Consider the following 17,677-nt stretch of genomic DNA (forward strand, 5'->3'; position numbering starts at 1 on the left):
AGCCTGGCTTGCCGTAAAAGCCGGCATATGCAAGCTGCCTGCTTCATTAAGCTGGGGGCATGTGATCGGCGCCGGCATTCTCGGCGGCATAGGCTTTACCATGTCTATTTTTATCACCAATCTGGCTTATGCTGGGCAAGACGACATTATCCATCTGTCCAAAATGGCGATATTGGCTGGTTCATTGCTATCAGGGATTGTTGGCTGGTGCTGGTTAAAGGCGATGTTGCCAGCCAAATTGGCTACGTAAAATCATGAGTCATTTTTAGGTAAGCTGCGCAAGCCTTTCATTGGCTACATGCGTATAGTTGTTTCTAACGAGATGCATCAGTGATGCGCTCCTAACTTAATCAAGGAGAAACACCATGTGGACTAAACCAGCTGCTACTGAAATGCGTTTTGGCTTTGAAGTGACTATGTACGTCATGAACAAGTAATCCAAGCGTTAGCTTGTAAAAACAAACCCGACCAAGTGTCGGGTTTGTTGTTTTTGATCGCTTTTTTTGCAACTATTAGGAATCAAGCGCTCGTCCATTGTTTTAATCAGCTTTTGTGATCCAAGCAAACATCAGACGTACGCCGATTGAGATTAACCTCGCTTAAGATGCAATCGGCCTGCTGGCGGTTATAAATGATTCAAACGCTCGTGATCGCCCATGCCTATTGGTCGTGCCGCAACAATAGATGCTGCCATGGCAAATAAACGGACTACCGAACTATGGGGGGCATCCCAATACTCTGCCGTGTCCGGTATAAACTTGAGCAATGCCAGATTAGCTGAATCAGGGCCGTCAGGAAACCAGGGTTTGACGAAAGGTGACCATAACTCTTCTTTGCGTGCTTGATCAGTGACCAGCTCGCCATAACCAGATAACGAGACATAAGTGCCATCAGGCTCGCCGCTGAATGCCAGGTTCAGTTCATCGAGGTGCTGCACTTTCTCAGATGTACTATCGGTAAAGAACCAGATATTGCCATCTGCATCCATCTCTATCGGGCCCATAGGCTGGCTGACTAACGCACCTTTACCATCAATAAAGGTGAGCATGGCGATCCTGAAATCTTCAATCAGCTCGCCCAGTTTGGTTAATTCTTCTTTCGTTTGTGGTTGAATTTTCATTTCTTTTTTCCTTGTTGATGTATCCGTGCAATTAATTAAAATCCGCAATCAGGTAAATTTTATTTCCTGGTAAACACTATCCGCTATTTCAGGTGGTGATTGATTTTTCGACTGATTCACCGGTAGCGACTAGCGTGAAATCCTCTACATTCAAGTCTGGGTTTTCAGTTTCAAATCGCTCTTTGCCGATTTTGTAACTTTCTTCCATATCGTTTGCGATCACGCTTGAAGTCCAGAATGGAAGGTCTTCTTTAGGTTTGCTAGCGCTTACATAAAATAAAGCCATCAATATTCTCCTGTAGTTAAAAGGCCATGCATCCAGGAAACGTGTCACTGCTCTGTATACCCTTGAGCATTAGCGCCTTTGTACACCTTAAGCCTTGTCTATGGAGTCATCATAAATTTTCATCATTGATCCCGCCGTAGGACATTCGATGATAAGCATGTCAGATAACATTTATTTTTATGTCAGTTAGATGGCTGGGAGGCAATCACAGTATTAAGTTGAATATTCCTACAAAACATTCAGTCATAGTGCCCTAGAAGCTGATTGCAACATGCAGGCAAAATGGATACTGGAATTCAGTATGAATATTGATTAACGAATGCGATTGAAGGGAAATTAAAAATGATTGAAGCTCATGAAATTAAAGAGGATATGCCTGTTGTGACTGCGCAGGCCGAAGAGTTTGCGGTAGTAGATCACACCACTGGTCCGGATACCATCAAGCTTAAAAAAGATGATTCAGGCACTCACCACTACATTCCGGTTAGCTGGGTGATTTCGACTGAGGGCGGCGTGGTGAAAATCAATCGTACGCTTGAGCAAGTCAAAAAGGACTGGAGCACAGAAGCGATGGAAAATGTTTAAACCAAACTATTAACAAGTAGACAAACAAAAAGCCCTGTCACATGACAGGGCTTTTTCACGCTTCACAGAAAATTAGTGTACATCAGCCGCAGCACGTGCAGCGTCACGCAGCCGTTTCACTTCATCATGGTTACGTTTTGCACCTTCCAACTGACGTGTCACGACCATGCGTACATTAATAGGCAAGTCTTTTTCAGCCGCTTTACGATAAGCTGCCAAAGCCACATCTTCCCCACGTTCGGTTTCATTCAAAACCGCTACAGTGTCGTTACTGGTCAATGCAGTTTTCAGATCGATCCAGCGTCTGTGCAACGCACCGCCAATGGTACTTGAATCAGCCGGTTCACCGCCTAATGAACGCACCAGGCCTTGCAACTCTTGTACGCTGGAAGCCACCTCTTGTGAACGGCGTAAGAAAAACGCTTTCAGTTGAGGATCATCCACATTTTCAGCTGAGCTGCGGAATCCCTCTTCACCATCTTTAGAGGTTTCAATCAAATTATTCAAAATATCAATTACGTCATCATTATCTGCCATGTCGTTCTCCAAAGTTATGATCAAGAGTAGAAATGTCAGTATGCCTAAGGCTTAGGGCGGGCTGAATCAGAGAGACTCGCAAATCCATGTAGGAATGCATTTACACACATTTTCCGACCTCTGATGGCTAATCTTTGGGGTAGCTGATCATTGGATTGTCACACACCATTTTCAGGCTGGTTAGCCGGTTTTCGGCAGAGTGAGGTTACTGCATTTTTTCTACTTTAAATAATGAAAAAGCAAATATTTTGTCGGAATCTACGCCAGTTTAAATGCACATTTTCCTACATTCAAATCAGACGCAGTCTTGTAGTGACTTGCCAGCAAAGCTTCATAATGTTGACTAACGGCTTTATATCTATAGCCAAACATATTAATGATTTTGATTACGGCGATCCGTTTTCAGCCATACAAAAAATTATCAGTTTATTAATAAGTAGTCAGGAGTACATTATGAATCTCATCCGCTTGTTCAGTTACGTCACCCCCAAGGGCAGGGAAAAAAGCTACAAGGCTGAAAAGCCCAGTTCGATGCAGTTATTGTTGTTTTATGTATTGCCACTGTCGCTGATTCCCTGCGCAATGATGTATTTCCGGTTGTACCATAATTACCCAAAACAGTTTATGGATACGTTACCAGGTGACCGGTTGATGGTCATCAGCGCAGAGCTGCTTGTGCTACAGGTGAGCGTTATTTTAGCCATGGCATGGATTACCCAAAACCTGGCAGAAATGGTAAACCGAAAGCCATCTTTCCGTGACTCGCTATTAATGATTGCAATCGCAACCACCCCATTATGGTTAACGGCTGTTTTTTATATAGTGCCTAGCCTGAGCTTTAATGTGATTGTCCATGCTGTAGCCGTGTTGATTTCAATTGCGCTGGTGTATCGTGGCGTGAAATACATACTGGGGATACAGGAGCGGGGCGCCATTGCCACGCTGACATTGGCCATTGTATGTACCGCAGGATTGGGGTTTGCAGTGGTGATGATTGGGTCCCTCATTTCTTGGGAAGCCATTGAGCAGTTGCAATTCGCCGTCAAAAAGTCCTGATAGGCATTAACAAAAAACCTGCACTTTTTTGAGTGCAGGTTTTTTTTGTTTTAAATAGTACGAGAGCAAAATGAAGCGTTAGTTGTTGCTGTGGTTAGTTAATCAGGTGATGATCAAGGGCATAATGAATCAGCGAAGCATTGTTATGCATATTCATTTTCTTGAGTATTTTAGACCTGAATACACTGACAGACCCAGGGGCTATCGATAGCTCTTCTGCTACCGAATTCACCGCCTGCCCCTTGATCAGCTTAAAAAATACTTGAAGCTCGCGGATAGACAAACGCTCATGCAACATGGGGTGATCTCTTTCATCCAGTTTCTCATGGGTAGACGCGTAATAAGTCTGACCAAGCGCCAATGCTTTAATCGCGGGAACCACTTGTGCACCTGTCGCGGTATAAGACAGATACCCTTTGCAGCCGAGGCGGGTGAAATTCGCCATCCGGTCCACCTGGTCACTGCCGTTAATAATCAATATGGCTAAAGCCGGATAGGCCTGCTTGAGGTCACAAAAGGTTTCCAAGCCATTTTTATCAGGCGCAGAAACATCCAGCACCACCACATCAAATTTCTGTGTGCGGATTTTTTCAATGGCGACACTAACGTCGCCTACTTCTTCGACCAGGTGCATGGCACTATCGGCACCGATCAAGGCTTTTAATGCATTGTGGCTTAACTCATGGCCATAAAGTAATAATATATTTTTCATTTCTTCGTCTCCAAATGAAAGGGAAGAAGAGTCAGCAAAAAAACACGCTTTTTACAAACTAAACTCGGTAGAGATTGCCCATGTTTCAGGGAGGGGCGCTTACTCTTTGTTTTAATAAGCACAACATGTATTGCTCGGCCGGGTTCAGCTCGGTATCGTTATATTCGGCCTCCTTCACATCCTGGGTAAATCCACTGCCGGTCAGGTAATGTTCGAGAATGAAAGGGTGCACATAACTATTGCGGCATATCGCCGGCGTGTTACCCAGTTTTGAAGCCGCTATACGAATAGCTGCCACAATATTTTTCTTGGCTTCAGTGACGCTGGTGAAAGGCTCGAGCGCGCTTAATGCCAACAGTGTATGCAGGCTGCCAAACCAGGTGCGAAAATCCTTGGCCGTAAAATCGCCTTCGGTAATCTGCTGCAAATACTCATTCACTTCAGATGAACCTATGGTATGGCGTTCACCTTCAGCATCGACATACTGGAAAAGCGCTTGGCCGGGCAACTCTCGCATATTGCGGATCATGCGTGCCAGCCTGCGGTCTTTCAAGCTTACGCTATGCTCGACACCACTTTTTCCACGGAAATGAAAGTTGACTTCGCTGCCTTCGATTGCCACATGGCGATTGCGTAAGGTGGTCAGGCCAAATGATTGATTGGTTTTCGCATATTCGTCGTTGCCGATGCGGATCAATGTGTTTTCCAAAAGGTAAATCATCATTGCCAGCACTTTTTCCTTACCCAGCCCCGACGACCGCAGGTCGTGTGCAATATGACTGCGAATAGCAGGTAGTTGCCGGCCAAAATCTATCATGTGCTCGTATTTTTTAGCTTCACGCAGCTGGCGCCATTCCGTATGGTAAAGATATTGTTTGCGGCCTTTGACATCGCGGCCGGTGGCCTGGAGATGCCCCTTGGCGCGGGCGCATATCCATACTGCTTCCCATGCGGGTGGGATCCTTAATGCGGTAATACGGGCAATTTCTTTTTCTGTTTTGATGATTTGGCCATGTACGTCCAAATACCTGAATTTACCGCGAAACCGTTGCCTGCTAAACCCAGGCGTGTTGTCCTGGATGTAATGCAGCTTGTTTAACTTGGCTTCACGCGCTACTTCGATAGCAATCGTGGTTGTGGACTCACTTTCGCCTGAAGCATCCAGCGATCGGGTATTTTTTGCCAGTTCCGAATCCATAATCAGTTAAAAATATATCCTTGAATAATTAAAACGCCGCGCTCCTGAAACAAGAGCGCAGCGTCATCGTCAACCTTATTTTTTCGCAGTTTTGTTATTGCCTTTGACATTCCAGATGACATTGCCAACGTCGTCAGCCACTAGCAGGTGTCCACGTTTGTCGACGATGACCCCCACCGGACGGCCTTGTGCTTCGCCATCTACATTGAGGAATTCGGTCAGCACATCGATCGGTTTGCCTGCTGGCTTGCCACTTTCAAATGGCACAAAAATCACTTTATAGCCGCTGTAAGGGATCCGGTTCCATGAACCATGCTGTCCAATAAACATGCCATTCTTGAATTGGTCAGGCAGGTTGTTGCCTTTAGCCGCAGTGAGTCCCAGTGAAGCGGTATGCGAACCCAGGGCGTAATCTGGTGGAATGGCTTTAGCGACCAAGTCCGGCTGTTGCGGCTTGATTCTGGTATCCACATGTTGACCGTAATAGCTATAAGGCCAACCATAAAAACCGCCTTGCGACACAGAGGTCATGTAATCAGGAACTAAGTCGCTACCAATTTCATCACGTTCATTTACCACCACCCACAAGGCGCCGCTGTCAGGTTCCCACGTCATACCGTTTGGGTTGCGTAATCCAGAGGCAAAAATGTTATGTTTACCCGAGGCTGCATCCACCTCCCAGATCGCTGCCCGTTCTTTTTCAACTTCCATGCCGTTTTCGCCGACATTACTATTCGAACCAACCGTCACGTAGAGCTTGCTGCCATCTTTGTTAGGCAGGATATTTTTTGTCCAGTGGTGATTACGCTCAGCAGGTAGATCAGTCACTTTGACACCCGGCGCAGTAATCTCGGTCTGGCCTTCTTCATATGGAAACTTCACCAACGCATCTGCATTCGCGACATAAAAAGTATTCCCTACCAAAGCCATGCCAAAAGGCGAGTTGAGGTTTTGCAAAAAAATGTGTTTTTGGTCAGCCACACCATCGCCATCAATGTCGCGCAATAAGGTAATACGGTTAAAGCTCTCGGCACCGGCACCACCTTCTTTCATAAACATACCGGCTATCCACCCTTTCAGGCTAAAACCATCACTCTTTTCATGATGGTTGGTCTCAGCCACCAGAATGTCTCCATTCGGTAACTCATACAGCCAGCGTGGGTGTTGCAGATCAGTGGCAAACGCGACTACGTTTGTGCCAGGTGCCGACGTTGGTTTTTTACCTTCCGGCCAGCCAACGGCTTTTGCGACATTGACAGTAGGGATTAAGCCAGTCTGATAAGAAGATAAATCCGGTTCCGGACCAAAGCCTGCTGCTTCTGGCAGTTTGGCGGGTTGTGAGCAGCCACTCAGGGCGATCATTAACAATGAAGCTTTAAAAAGGTGTTGTGGCGGTGTGGTGTGCATGTTTTTAACTCCGAAAGCAGCTGCATAAGCCAGTTATCTAATTAATAGGCTGAGCGTCATGAATGCATCATGCTATTAAATTAAGGTTTGAGTGTAGACGAGTGTAGAAATGAAGCATGTTTTTCAACATAGGCCAGCTACTGATTGTGTTGTCAGACAGGTCTGACACATTGCTTTACGCATGTTAAGGCCCTGAATAAATGGCGAAAAGTTAGATGTCTAGGATAGCGCTAAACATTGCTTAGCATTTTTTAATCCCACAATAACGATTGACCGGAATTGAAACCGATTCCTACAGGAAAATCAGTTTTTGCCTATGCCGTGAGTGACCGGGCACTTCTAAAGTGACATGAGATTTTAGAAAAAAGCATACTAAATATCAGTAGTCATTCCTAACAACAAATAAAGGAGCAGTGGTTATGCGTAAATTAATTTTGATGATACTAGTGATGGGTCCAATGATAGGCACGACTTGGGCAGCGGATAAACCTGTCAGCAAGCCTGCCAATAAACCTCCTGTCAATAATGCAGTACCCCCTTGTGATAACTCCCCGAACTCAAAAAAACCTTCATGCGACATGGATTCAGATAGTGTGAATGTGCCGCCCAAAATGCCGCATGAGAATGGGGTGATAGTGCCGCCTGAAGTGCCTGCTGAAGGCTTGCCGAATCGTGAGAAAGATCTGCCTTCGCCAAAAGAGCCTATGCAGCCGACATCCTTTGAAAATAACCTGACTAACTAGATTTTAAAAAAGCCAGGTTATTAAACTCAAAATCTAACGCAGCTCAAACATTAAATAAATGTGTAAGAAATAAATGTGTAAGCGCAAGAATTAACCAGGCAGCAATTCTGCTGCCTGGTTGTAAGGAGAACTTGTATGGAAGCAAAAGAAAAACTCAACCCGCCACAGCATCAAGAAGAACAGCCGGGTTCTGAAGAAGAAATGACTCCTACGCCAGTGTATATCGATGCTGGATACAATGCCGGCGGTAAATTAAAAGATAAAGTGGCTATTATTACCGGTGGCGATAGCGGCATTGGCCGCGCAGTGGCTGTGCACTTTGCAGCCGAGGGTGCAAATGTCGCGATTGTTTATCTTGAAGAGCATGAAGATGCAGGCAAGACGAAAGCGCTGGTGGAATCTTACGGTAGCAAATGTTTATTACTGCCCGGAGATATTTCAGATGAAGCATTTTGCCAGCAATCCGTACTGAATACTTTAAAGCAGTTCGGCAAGCTGGATATTGTCATTAACAATGCCGCCCAGCAATTTCCTCAGAAAAGTATCCTGGATATCACACAGCGACAACTTGAGCATACTTTCCGCAATAACATTTTCTCCATGTTTTACCTGGTTAAAGCAGCGTTGCCGCATTTGCCGAAAAAAAGCCACATCATTAATACCACTTCCGTCACTGCTTATCGCGGCAGTCCTGAGCTGCTCGACTACTCATCTACCAAAGGTGCTGTGGTTTCATTCACACGTTCACTAGCCAAGCAGTTAGTAGAGGACGAGATTTATGTGAACGCAGTGGCTCCCGGCCCGGTGTGGACGCCTTTGATCCCTTCCACTTTTGATGAGAAAAAAGTCAGTGAATTCGGTAACCAGGTACCGATGAAGCGCCCTGGACAACCGAGTGAAATCGCTCCCGCCTATGTGTATCTGGCGTGCCAGGATTCTTCTTATATGACCGGCCAGGTATTGCATGCCAATGGCGGCGAAGTGGTGAATGGGTAGGCGACTTTTCATGCGTCGTGCATTACTTATTCTGACAACAGAATGCGTGATTGGATGATAACTGCCTTCCACTGTGACATTTACTATGTGCTTAGGGTTATAGATTAAAAATCAAAGATTCAGGCCTTACTTTTAACCCTTTGGCTGGATCTTATACAACCATTTGGAGAAATAACATGGCAAATCCACAAGACAATCAAGTTGGTCAAGATCAGAAAAATCAAGGTCAACAGAATCAGACGCAATCAGGTCAGCATCAGCAAGGTCAGGGCCAGCAAGGTAAAAATCAGGCAGGCCAAGGCCAGCCTGGCCAGGGCCAGCAAAACCAAGGCCAGCAAAACCAAGGTCAGCAAAACCAAGGTCAGCAAGACCAGAATAAAAGTGGTCAAAATCAGCAAGGGCAGGGCCAGTCTAAGCAAGGTCAACAGCAGCAAGGCATTAATTCAGATACCGAGCATCTTGACCCCGCACAAAAGCAGCAATCTAATATCGGCAAAGATCAGGCACCAGGCAGCCAGCCTTTGTCAGAGGTTAACAAGCAAGGTGAAGGCGATAGCGGTAATTAATTACCGCTATGCTTGATCAGAAAAACCTGGTGCATTCCAGGTTTTTTTATTTCCAAGTGATGATCACTAAGCGTTAATGAGGTTGAATATTCTGACAGCAGATTAGGCGCTTTGACGATAAAGCCATCTTCAAAACACTTTTATCATGAATCCACGTTACTACATTTCTCAAGAAACATTTAGGTCATTCAGGTAACGGCTTGACCGAGATAATATTCCGAAGGAGATTTAACAATGGCAAATTTGCAAAATAACAAGAATCAGCAACAGGACAAATCTAGCTCTAAAATTTCTGGCTCTACCAGTAAAGACCAGCAGCAGCAACATGCGCAAGGTGGAAAACAGCAAGCGCCTGGTAGCCAGCAAGATAAATCCCGTCAGCAAGGTAACAAGCAGCAAAGCTAGTTAAGCTAGACTATTTAGCTGCACAAAAGCCCGGAGAAATCCGGGTTTTTTAATGTCTATGTGATTTAAAGATCCTCGTTTTATTCTTTTGTTGAATGCCTTGAAAAATGCTTCTGTCCGAATAGTCCTACAAAAGATTACGCCATTCTTACATGGGCGTGACTTCCTCTTTTATTCATAATCGGTTTGCAAACAATGCTTTTATAAGCAGACACTACAATTTTTTCAAGAGAACATTTAATACTAAGGAGAATAAACATGAATACTAAGCTTGGACTTAGCATGTTGGTATTGATCACAGGGCTTACCGCCTGTAATAAAAATGAATCAGGTTCTGGTGATGCTGCGCCTGCGGCGTCTGGCGGAGATGCTATCAAATTTGTGACCACACAGGATGGCTCGCCGATGGAAATCAAGCCGGAATTGTTTGATACCCCTGCCGCAAAAGAATTTTTAACCACTGGCAAAAATCCTTACGTCGGCAAAGAAGATGCGATTAAAGCAGGTAAAAAAATATTCCAGCTGTATTCATGTACGCAATGCCATGGCCCTGAAGCCGGTGGTCAAGTTGGACCTGCATTGACCGGACCGAATTATAACTATGCTAAAGATGCTACCAACAAAGGGATGTTTGAAACCGTCTGGCACGGTACCAACGGCGGTATGGGGGCCAAAGGGAAAGGCCTGATGGATCCTTCAGACCCTAACAATGGTATCTCACCGGATGAATTGTTGAAGGTGATTGCGTGGATTCGTAGCCATGGCAGTTTGACTGGCAATGAGGATAGTTAAGCTTCGTTATTATCCTACATGACATTCGTAGGCCTGCTTACATACAAAGAAAATATGGGTAAGTAACATGGATTTCACTGCTTCCTATAAAGAGGCAATCAAACAATTTTGAGGAGATACCATGAATAAATTACTCACAGCTTTAATAGCAGGCCTGTTTATGTGTACAACGACTGCTGCGTTTGCAGCCGATGCTGCCGGTGGGGATGTACCACCGGCGCATCAACAGAAAAAAGAAGTGCCTAACACCACTAAAAACGGTGATTACCTGAAAGAGCAGCAAGACAACAACAATGGCAGCACTGCCAACCAGGGCTCTGGTAACCAACAATCGAAACCTGGCAGCAATATGGAAAAAAGCAAACGTTTCCATGAAAAGCCAGCCGAAGGCGGCACCAACGTAGAACAGGGTAAATAACCCTTACTACCATTGCGTTTTCATTCCAGAATGAATGAACGGTCTGGAGTGGAAACCAGTGAAAACCTTCAGTTTATTATCATTAAATCCGGTTTCAGCATCCGGGTCTTTAGCAGGAGATTAAGATGAATGAACAGAATTTGAAATTGTGCATGGAGCTTTGTAAAAAAGCTGCAGATGCCTGTGAAAATTGTGCCATCGCTTGTGAAGGCGAAGCTAATCCAATGATGCGCAGCTGTATCGAGCATGATATGGATTGTGCCGACTTTTGCCGTTTGACAGCTTCATTTATCGCCCGCGGCAGCGATTTTGTGGAATTGGTCTGCCAGGACTGTGCCGAGATTTGTACTGCATGTGCTGAAGAATGTGAAAAACATGCTTCTGAGCATTGCCGCCTGTGTGCCGAGGCCTGCAGACGTTGTGCTGAAGAATGCCTCAAAGTAGGTGTTGCCGAGTACGCTTAAAGCTATTAAAAGTAAGTATGGATAGGCCTCAATAGCCTATCCATTTTAGGATCATCAAGCATTATTCCTGTGCCATTTTCTGGCTGAATTTCAAGATAATAAATTCCATAGGTCTTACACTTGCCATGCCAATTTCAATCAACATGCGGCCTTCTAAAATATCCAGTGCTGTCATGGTTTTGCCTAACCCGATCGCCACATAAAATGCATGTTCAGGCTTTGCACCTTGTAACGCACCTGCCCGCCATTGCAGTGTCAGGAAGTTCTCGATCATGGCCTGGACCTTCGTCCAGGTATTGGCATCATTTGGTTCAAAGGTAAAATGATGGATGCCTTGCTTGATGGAGGCTTCTACAAAATTAAAAAACCTGCGCACGCTAATATAACGCCATTCATTGTCATTACCCGCTAAGGTTCTTGCGCCCCATACCACTGTGCCTTTAGCAATAAACTCACGAATGGCATTGATAGACTTGCCAGCAGTGTCATCAATATTCAATGTATCCTGAGCTTCATCGGTGATCCTGATGACGGGTCTGGCATAATTCAGCGTCATATTAGCTGGCGCTTTCCAAACCCCACGATTACTATCTACTTGCGCATAAATGCCCGCCATCGCGCCACTAGGCGGTAAGGTATTCAATTCCAGGGTGGCTTGGTCAACCCAGGATTTAAACAAATCAAACTTTGCATAAAGCGCCTGATACATTTCTTGTAATGACAGGGTTGCATGCCGCCTGGTGCTTTCCTTAAATGCGACCTTATTCTTTTTAAGACTCGGAGCAGGTTGTTCTGCCAGGCGTATCTCTGAGATAAGCGCGAGTATATTCGCATCCGTCGTTAATCTTTCTGGCACGATGACTGTCGCATCTGCCTGGCGCTTGAGCGTGATATTGCCCAGCCGGATCTGCCTGTTAAAAGGCGTGACTAACCATGGGCCATATACCGCACCAAATTTAAGGTTTTCATTACCGATGCCTGCTCTAAAGTCAGCCACTGCCAGGTCAAAGTCTTTGTCACTGAGGTGATGGCGTAAGTCACAGATGGTCATGCGATTGTGTACATGCGCACATTGCGCTAATGCAGCGTCGTACAGTGTAGCGCCGTACTTGTCAGTGGCAACCGCTTCAGGCATCACAATGATGGTTGGCTCTGCCAGCTTCTCAATAGCGCTCAGCCCTTGTGCCAGACTGTTCGCAGAAACCTCGCCGGTATAGTCGCCGACTGACACAATCATGCAACGCCCGCCACCATTAGCGAAAAATAAACGCAGGCTGTCATACAGATAAAAGGTGTGGTTGACTTTTGTTTCGGCTACCTGATTTTGCTCATCTAAGTAAAGGGTAACGCTTTGCGCAGGCGCACCACCAAACAAACGCTCATATTCAGACAATGATGAAACCCCAGTCGCTACCTGCAACAGCGAGGCGCCATCCCGCTCGGCTTTTTCGGTATAGCCGATGAATGCGGTGATGGCAGTTTCAACCGCCGCAATCGAAGGTGGAAATTTGGCAATTTCTTCTACATACACTCCTGGCGTTTTATAGGTAACCATACGTTAGCTTTTAATGTCTTTGTTAATAATCATCCGTCTCTCGAGGATCGGCAGCGTGTTGGCTTTTGGTGTATTGGTGGGTAGGTGAAGCACACCCAGCTTGTACCAGGCTGAAGGCACTAGTGCAGATTTGAGCGTTGCCCAAAGCTGGTGGTTTTCTTCTACTGTGGGTGAGTGCAAGGCTAGGTTGAATTTAAACTCACCGAGTTTATCCAACCCATTTTCCGGCGCATATTGTGTTAGTGACTCATGCGACACATTGTGCTCAGTGAATGCCGATTTTGTATGGAAAAATTGCATGGCTCTGCCCAGCATCAACAATGCCTCGCTATACGAAGCGTGTGTCGCAGTGAGCAGTATCAGTAAATTTAATGAAAGCGGGTCTGATTGATATAGTGTGCCTGATGACTCTCTTACGGGCAGGGGGGCATTCCGGAATGTTGATTCTTGTTGAATATTCACCAGCGTCAGGTTCAGGCATTCTTGTGTGGCTGACTCTACACCAGATTCAGGTAAGCGTTGTTCTGAACAAAGATTTCGCAGCCCGGCAGGCGCATGGTTCCCATTGCTGCCATACGTCTCAGTCAGGTGATGATTCAACTCATTCACAATGATGGTCAAGGCATGCGCAATCATGGCAATCTCTCGTGGACAATTACAAGCCCATTATAAGACGGTTAGCGGATGCATGCGACAGTTGATCACTTACTGGCGTGTGTTGTTCATGCAGAGATTCAATCGCTAGAGTATTTCGCTATGAGAATGTGGCACCGTGCTTGATCAACGTGGCATTTTTGGCGGTTAATGATGGCAGGCAAGTAGTGAAATGGTAAGCATCTCTGAAAAAGATATTCAGCCAATTCTTTAAGCCAGCATGGATTTTAAATAAACCGTTTCTACATGTGCAGAGATTGACAGATGCATGGTGAACAACCTTTAGAAGTGGTTAAGTTCAAAGTGGTGGGTTGAAAAAATCATTGAATGAAACAAGCTCTGGGCAAGTTTTCAGAGGCTAAAAGTTAAGTGCCCATAGGAATTTTGGAATTCCTATGGGCAAGTCCTGCGCTTAGATGTGGCGAGTTGTAAGTCTTGTTTATCTAAGTATCGCTTGCTGCTTAGTTAGCAACAACGATTTCATTTTTAACGGCAGTCACGCCTTTGATGCTCTTGGCGATTTTTTCTGCTTTTTGAGCTTCAGCTTTTGATTTTGCATTACCTGTCAGTTGTACCAGGCCATTGCTGTCAGTTTCTACGCTGATGTCAGTTGCGCTGACTACTTTGTCTTTAGCGAAAGCAGCTTTCACTTTAGTAGTGATCACTGAATCTTCCATTTTGGTACCCAGTGAGTCACCGTCTGCAGCAAAACCAGCCATAGGCAAAGCCAAAGCACTTACCAGTAATAATGATTTAATTGTATTTTTCATGATGTTTCCTTCTTGAGTGGATTTAGGAGGTTCCATTATTCAAAAATCGCCTCATGGCGTGAATACATTAAATTCTGATACTGACGTAGGAAAGGGCTGACTTCTTTGCGCATATCACCAAGTAAAATGATCTGCCAGTTTCAGTCGGGTTTGCACTGTTTGAATGCTATTTGATTGCAATGCAAACTGCCTGTATTCTTGAGCGGATCAACTTCATTTAAGCAGGCAATATGCAACTGCATTTTTTATCGGCGCTCGCCATTTTTATCAGCGGCTACGCACCACTCGGCCTCATTCTGATCATCAAAGACTTGAATGAAGATACCTTTTACTTTGAGCACCCAGCGCGTGCGTTTGTCATCTTTGTAATCTTCGCGCTCAGCGCTGTGTTCGCCTTAAGCGCCGCCAGCAATATCAAGCAAGGCGTGCCGGTAAGAATCTCCAAAGTTTCCAACAAATCTGGCGATATGTTCACTTATACCATCCCCTACATGATGTCTTTTTATAAGTTTGACCTCGGCGACTGGAAATTGCTGCTATGCCTGGTGATCTTTTTAAGCCTGATGTTCGTGTTGTCTTACCGTACGCAAAATGTCTTTGTTAACCCGGTACTGGCGCTCGCGGGCTATGGCCTGTATGACTGTCAGTTCAAAGAAGGCGCGCAGGAGAGACAAGGTTTGTTGTTGTCAAAACAGCATTTCCAGGTCGGTGATTACTGCGCCATCAAGCGCCTATCCAATTTAATGTACTTTGTCACTCAAGTTGAAGTCACGAAGGAAGCAGGCGAAGGAGAATCTCAGTGACTATTAACGTGAAACAAACCCTGCAAACCCTGCGCGCCAGTGATTTTAAACATTGGGTCACTACCTTTTGGTTGGTGAAACGAAAGCTCAGCCAGCAACAAGCGAAATATTCAGTGTTAAAAGTAGATACGGATGCCAAGCTGGAGAAAAAGCTCAAACAGGCAGTGACTGACAAAGTTCTGGATACAGATTATCAACTGGACGATTACGACTTCCTGACTGCTGACCAGGATAAAGGCTTGTTAACGATTGCTTCGTCAGATACCGATGTCATGCTGATCCAGGCCGAGATTGAAAAAGGCACCGCCAATGCTAAGGTCGAGCAATATGAAGAATTGCTGGATTCATGGGCGATGGTCATTAAACTCGAATACCAGGATAAAACCATTTATGCCTACAGAAAAATCAATAAATTCAATAACGCGGCCAGGCTGTCGCATATTTCTTTTATCCAGTTTAAAGATAAGGAACTGAAAGACCTGGATGAGAAAGAGATCTTCACCATAGATACCCAGGTGGATTTTTTTACCTACGAAGGCACCACCTTCATTGCCAATAAAAAGGAATTCGAAAGTACCCTGAATTTCCGCGCTGGCATGGAGAAAAATCGTGATGTGGTGTTGCAGGAATTCGTCGACCTGAAGATATTAAGCGATGCCAGTTTGCTCAAGGAGCACATCGGCGCCAACCTGAATTACCTGCGTAAGGTTTCTTCTATCCAGAAAAGCGGCTATTACAAAGACGCCAAATTCCTGGAAGAACTGATCAAGGTCAATGACCTGAAAAAATGGGGGCTGACTGTAGAAAATGGCGCGATTGTGATCAATGAAGATTCCATCGACCTGGTATTGACTCTGCTCAACAACGGCCGTCTGGAGTCTCCCATCAACCATGAAATATTTGATGCTTCGGTCAAGAAAAAAGTCACCTAGCCATATTAATAAAACAAGCCTCACGTTTATTCCCACAGCATGCAACTACACACTCAAACCCTGGGCCAAGGTCAACCACTGGTATTACTGCACGGATTATTCGGCTCTGCCGATAACTGGGGCAGTATCGCTAAACATTTCTCGCAGCATTACCAGGTGATCAGTGTTGATCTGCGAAATCATGGCCGCTCGCCACACAGTGATTCACAGACCTATACTGAAATGGCGGATGATTTACTGGAGGTGCTCGATGCACTGGGTTTGCAGCAGGTGCATTTGCTCGGCCATTCACTCGGCGGTAAAGTCGCCATGCAGTTTGCCACACAATATCCTGAACGTGTCAGCAAGTTGATTGTGGTGGATATGGCGATGCGTGCTTATGCGGATGAGCACACGCATCTGATGGATGCCATGCTGGCGGTAGACTTAAGCCAGATGGTGTCACGGAATGATGTTGATAATGCCTTAAAAGCACCGCTCAGTAATCTCATGGTGCGCCAGTTTTTGCTCACCAACCTGGTGAAGGCAGAAGGGCAGTTGGCGTGGCGGATTAACCTGCCAGCGCTTAAAGCTAATTACGCAAAATTCATCGCGCCCATTTCAGCGCACTCTGAAAAGCCCAGCTTGTTTATTCGCGGTGAGCGTAGTGATTATGTGAATCAAAGTGACATAGACGAGATTCAAATCCATTTTCCTAAAGCCGAGATCATCAGTTTGCCTACCGATCATTGGGTGCATGCTGAACAGCCCCAGCTGTTTATACAAACTGTTGAAGACTTTCTGCCTTGACTAACTTTTCTGATCATACGCATTATCTGTATTTCTAAGCGTTGCAAGGCATCAGGCCACTTGAACGTGGCCTGATTTCACGCATTAAACTTCAACCACGGGAAAATCAATTTCAGTCTGGGCAATGTGATTGGTGTAATTGGTCAATGTGTTCAATGAAACATTAGCAATCACTTCCAGGATCAAACCGTCGTCCACACCGGCCAATTGTGCTTCCATAAAGTCCTGGTCCGAAAGTACGCCACGCTGCTGCACAATTTTCACCGCCAGTTTGAGCAATGCTTCAGTCAATGCGTCGCCTGATTCGGCATGGCGTGCAGCCTGGATGGCTTCTGTGTTGAGGCCCGCGCCTCTGGCGATCAAGCTATGTGCAGACAAGCAATACTGGCAACTGTTTGCCTGGCCAATCGCCAGTGCCAGCGACTCTCTTTGTTTAGCGGTCAAACGGCCTTTTGTCACGGCCTCGCTCAAGCCAAGGTAAGCATGCAACGCTGCAGGTGCCTGCGCAAACGTCGCGATCAGGTTGGGCACTTTGCCCAGTTTGGCTTTGACTGTGTCCAGCGTTGCGTTTACATCCGCGCTGGCGGTTTCGCGTTTGATAGTTTGAATACGTGCCATGATAAATCTCCTTGTGAATTAGAAAAGTGCGGTTGGTGCACAGGAGTAATCATGCAATACTATTAATTATCAAAGGTCTCGTTATATTGATCAGGAGTATCGTTTTGGATCCGTTGTTGCCACTTTTAAATCAGATTTCACTTTCTGCCAAAGTCTTTTTTACCGGTGATTTGTGTGAAATTGCAAATTTTGATGGGTCAGGGCACGTGGGGCATATTCATCTGTTACGGTCAGGCAAGCTCGATCTCATGTTCAGGGGCCAGCACCTTGC

24 protein-coding genes are annotated in these 17,677 nt (G+C 45.6%); 14 read left to right on the forward strand and 10 right to left on the reverse strand.

Annotated features, from left to right (window positions below; translation table 11 throughout):
• Both VK958_RS13800 and pqqA read left to right on the forward strand, forming a co-directional pair.
• Positions 1–250, forward strand: a 250-nt coding sequence (locus VK958_RS13800) for a Na+/H+ antiporter NhaA (protein ID WP_325242324.1), incomplete at its 5' end; no start/stop codon positions are given.
• 115 nt (positions 251–365) lie between these two features.
• The gene (pqqA, locus tag VK958_RS13805; protein WP_081624291.1) at positions 366–437 is read left to right on the forward strand and encodes a pyrroloquinoline quinone precursor peptide PqqA; all 72 of its coding nucleotides are present in this window, start codon (positions 366–368) and stop codon (positions 435–437) included.
• A 188-nt stretch (positions 438–625) separates the two neighbouring features.
• Here pqqA and VK958_RS13810 read toward each other — a convergent pair whose 3' ends face one another.
• Positions 626–1,120 (reverse strand): pyridoxamine 5'-phosphate oxidase family protein, encoded by a 495-nt coding sequence (locus VK958_RS13810; protein WP_325242326.1) that lies wholly within the window; start codon positions 1,118–1,120, stop codon positions 626–628.
• Between the two features lie 88 nt (positions 1,121–1,208).
• On the reverse strand, positions 1,209–1,406 hold the full coding sequence (locus tag VK958_RS13815; protein ID WP_325242328.1) for a hypothetical protein: 198 nt from the start codon (positions 1,404–1,406) through the stop codon (positions 1,209–1,211).
• Positions 1,407–1,748: 342 nt separating this feature from the next.
• Between VK958_RS13815 and VK958_RS13820 the strand changes: the two genes are divergently transcribed.
• On the forward strand, positions 1,749–1,991 hold the full coding sequence (locus tag VK958_RS13820; protein WP_325242330.1) for a DUF2171 domain-containing protein: 243 nt from the start codon (positions 1,749–1,751) through the stop codon (positions 1,989–1,991).
• A gap of 72 nt (positions 1,992–2,063) precedes the next feature.
• On the opposite strand, the gene VK958_RS13825 is transcribed toward VK958_RS13820, so the two are convergent.
• Complete coding sequence (locus VK958_RS13825; RefSeq protein WP_325242332.1) at positions 2,064–2,528, reverse strand: PA2169 family four-helix-bundle protein; 465 nt, start codon at positions 2,526–2,528, stop codon at positions 2,064–2,066.
• A 453-nt stretch (positions 2,529–2,981) separates the two neighbouring features.
• Between VK958_RS13825 and VK958_RS13830 the strand changes: the two genes are divergently transcribed.
• Entirely contained in the window at positions 2,982–3,584 is a 603-nt protein-coding gene (locus VK958_RS13830; RefSeq protein ID WP_325242334.1) for a Yip1 family protein, read from the forward strand.
• 94 nt (positions 3,585–3,678) lie between these two features.
• Here VK958_RS13830 and VK958_RS13835 read toward each other — a convergent pair whose 3' ends face one another.
• From VK958_RS13835 to VK958_RS13845, 3 genes are all read right to left on the reverse strand, one after another.
• Positions 3,679–4,296, reverse strand: coding sequence for a response regulator transcription factor (locus VK958_RS13835; RefSeq protein ID WP_325242336.1), 618 nt, complete (start codon positions 4,294–4,296; stop codon positions 3,679–3,681).
• A gap of 85 nt (positions 4,297–4,381) precedes the next feature.
• Complete coding sequence (locus VK958_RS13840) at positions 4,382–5,494, reverse strand: DNA topoisomerase IB (protein WP_325242338.1); 1,113 nt, start codon at positions 5,492–5,494, stop codon at positions 4,382–4,384.
• Positions 5,495–5,569: 75 nt separating this feature from the next.
• Positions 5,570–6,901: a PQQ-dependent sugar dehydrogenase gene (locus VK958_RS13845; RefSeq protein WP_325242340.1), complete on the reverse strand. Its 1,332-nt coding sequence runs from the start codon at positions 6,899–6,901 to the stop codon at positions 5,570–5,572.
• Between the two features lie 419 nt (positions 6,902–7,320).
• Here VK958_RS13845 and VK958_RS13850 point away from each other — a divergent pair, with 419 nt between their 5' ends.
• The 7 genes from VK958_RS13850 (at position 7,321) to VK958_RS13880 (ending at position 11,285) form a co-directional block, all read left to right on the forward strand.
• Complete coding sequence (locus VK958_RS13850) at positions 7,321–7,644, forward strand: hypothetical protein (RefSeq protein ID WP_325242342.1); 324 nt, start codon at positions 7,321–7,323, stop codon at positions 7,642–7,644.
• 135 nt (positions 7,645–7,779) lie between these two features.
• Positions 7,780–8,640, forward strand: a complete 861-nt coding sequence (locus tag VK958_RS13855) for an SDR family oxidoreductase (RefSeq protein ID WP_325242344.1) — start codon at positions 7,780–7,782, stop codon at positions 8,638–8,640.
• A 176-nt stretch (positions 8,641–8,816) separates the two neighbouring features.
• Positions 8,817–9,206 (forward strand): hypothetical protein, encoded by a 390-nt coding sequence (locus VK958_RS13860; RefSeq protein WP_325242346.1) that lies wholly within the window; start codon positions 8,817–8,819, stop codon positions 9,204–9,206.
• A 234-nt stretch (positions 9,207–9,440) separates the two neighbouring features.
• Complete coding sequence (locus VK958_RS13865) at positions 9,441–9,611, forward strand: hypothetical protein (RefSeq protein ID WP_325242348.1); 171 nt, start codon at positions 9,441–9,443, stop codon at positions 9,609–9,611.
• Between the two features lie 258 nt (positions 9,612–9,869).
• Positions 9,870–10,403 carry a c-type cytochrome gene (locus VK958_RS13870; protein WP_325242350.1) on the forward strand — a complete coding sequence of 178 codons (534 nt, stop codon included), beginning with the start codon at positions 9,870–9,872 and terminating at the stop codon, positions 10,401–10,403.
• A gap of 121 nt (positions 10,404–10,524) precedes the next feature.
• Positions 10,525–10,821, forward strand: a complete 297-nt coding sequence (locus VK958_RS13875) for a hypothetical protein (protein ID WP_325242352.1) — start codon at positions 10,525–10,527, stop codon at positions 10,819–10,821.
• Positions 10,822–10,946: 125 nt separating this feature from the next.
• Positions 10,947–11,285 carry a four-helix bundle copper-binding protein gene (locus VK958_RS13880; RefSeq protein ID WP_325242354.1) on the forward strand — a complete coding sequence of 113 codons (339 nt, stop codon included), beginning with the start codon at positions 10,947–10,949 and terminating at the stop codon, positions 11,283–11,285.
• 61 nt (positions 11,286–11,346) lie between these two features.
• On the opposite strand, the gene VK958_RS13885 is transcribed toward VK958_RS13880, so the two are convergent.
• The 3 genes from VK958_RS13885 to VK958_RS13895 form a co-directional block, all read right to left on the reverse strand.
• Positions 11,347–12,840, reverse strand: coding sequence for a phage tail sheath family protein (locus VK958_RS13885; RefSeq protein WP_325242356.1), 1,494 nt, complete (start codon positions 12,838–12,840; stop codon positions 11,347–11,349).
• A gap of 3 nt (positions 12,841–12,843) precedes the next feature.
• Positions 12,844–13,476: a Pvc16 family protein gene (locus VK958_RS13890; protein WP_325242358.1), complete on the reverse strand. Its 633-nt coding sequence runs from the start codon at positions 13,474–13,476 to the stop codon at positions 12,844–12,846.
• A 479-nt stretch (positions 13,477–13,955) separates the two neighbouring features.
• Positions 13,956–14,264, reverse strand: a complete 309-nt coding sequence (locus VK958_RS13895) for a BON domain-containing protein (RefSeq protein ID WP_325242360.1) — start codon at positions 14,262–14,264, stop codon at positions 13,956–13,958.
• 230 nt (positions 14,265–14,494) lie between these two features.
• Here VK958_RS13895 and VK958_RS13900 point away from each other — a divergent pair, with 230 nt between their 5' ends.
• From VK958_RS13900 to VK958_RS13910, 3 genes are read left to right on the forward strand one after another with little or no spacing between them, the layout of a single operon-like run.
• The gene (locus VK958_RS13900) at positions 14,495–15,067 is read left to right on the forward strand and encodes a hypothetical protein (RefSeq protein WP_325242362.1); all 573 of its coding nucleotides are present in this window, start codon (positions 14,495–14,497) and stop codon (positions 15,065–15,067) included.
• Positions 15,064–15,999, forward strand: a complete 936-nt coding sequence (locus VK958_RS13905) for a Kiwa anti-phage protein KwaB-like domain-containing protein (protein ID WP_325242364.1) — start codon at positions 15,064–15,066, stop codon at positions 15,997–15,999. Before VK958_RS13900 ends, VK958_RS13905 begins: the two co-directional genes overlap by 4 nt.
• 39 nt (positions 16,000–16,038) lie before the next feature.
• Positions 16,039–16,788 carry an alpha/beta fold hydrolase gene (locus VK958_RS13910; protein WP_325242367.1) on the forward strand — a complete coding sequence of 250 codons (750 nt, stop codon included), beginning with the start codon at positions 16,039–16,041 and terminating at the stop codon, positions 16,786–16,788.
• Positions 16,789–16,872: 84 nt separating this feature from the next.
• On the opposite strand, the gene VK958_RS13915 is transcribed toward VK958_RS13910, so the two are convergent.
• Positions 16,873–17,406 (reverse strand): carboxymuconolactone decarboxylase family protein, encoded by a 534-nt coding sequence (locus VK958_RS13915; RefSeq protein ID WP_325242369.1) that lies wholly within the window; start codon positions 17,404–17,406, stop codon positions 16,873–16,875.
• Positions 17,407–17,677: the final 271 nt, after the last annotated feature.

It is taken from the genome of Methylophilus sp., assembly GCF_035460085.1.
In the GTDB taxonomy this organism is placed as follows: Bacteria; Pseudomonadota; Gammaproteobacteria; order Burkholderiales; family Methylophilaceae; genus Methylophilus.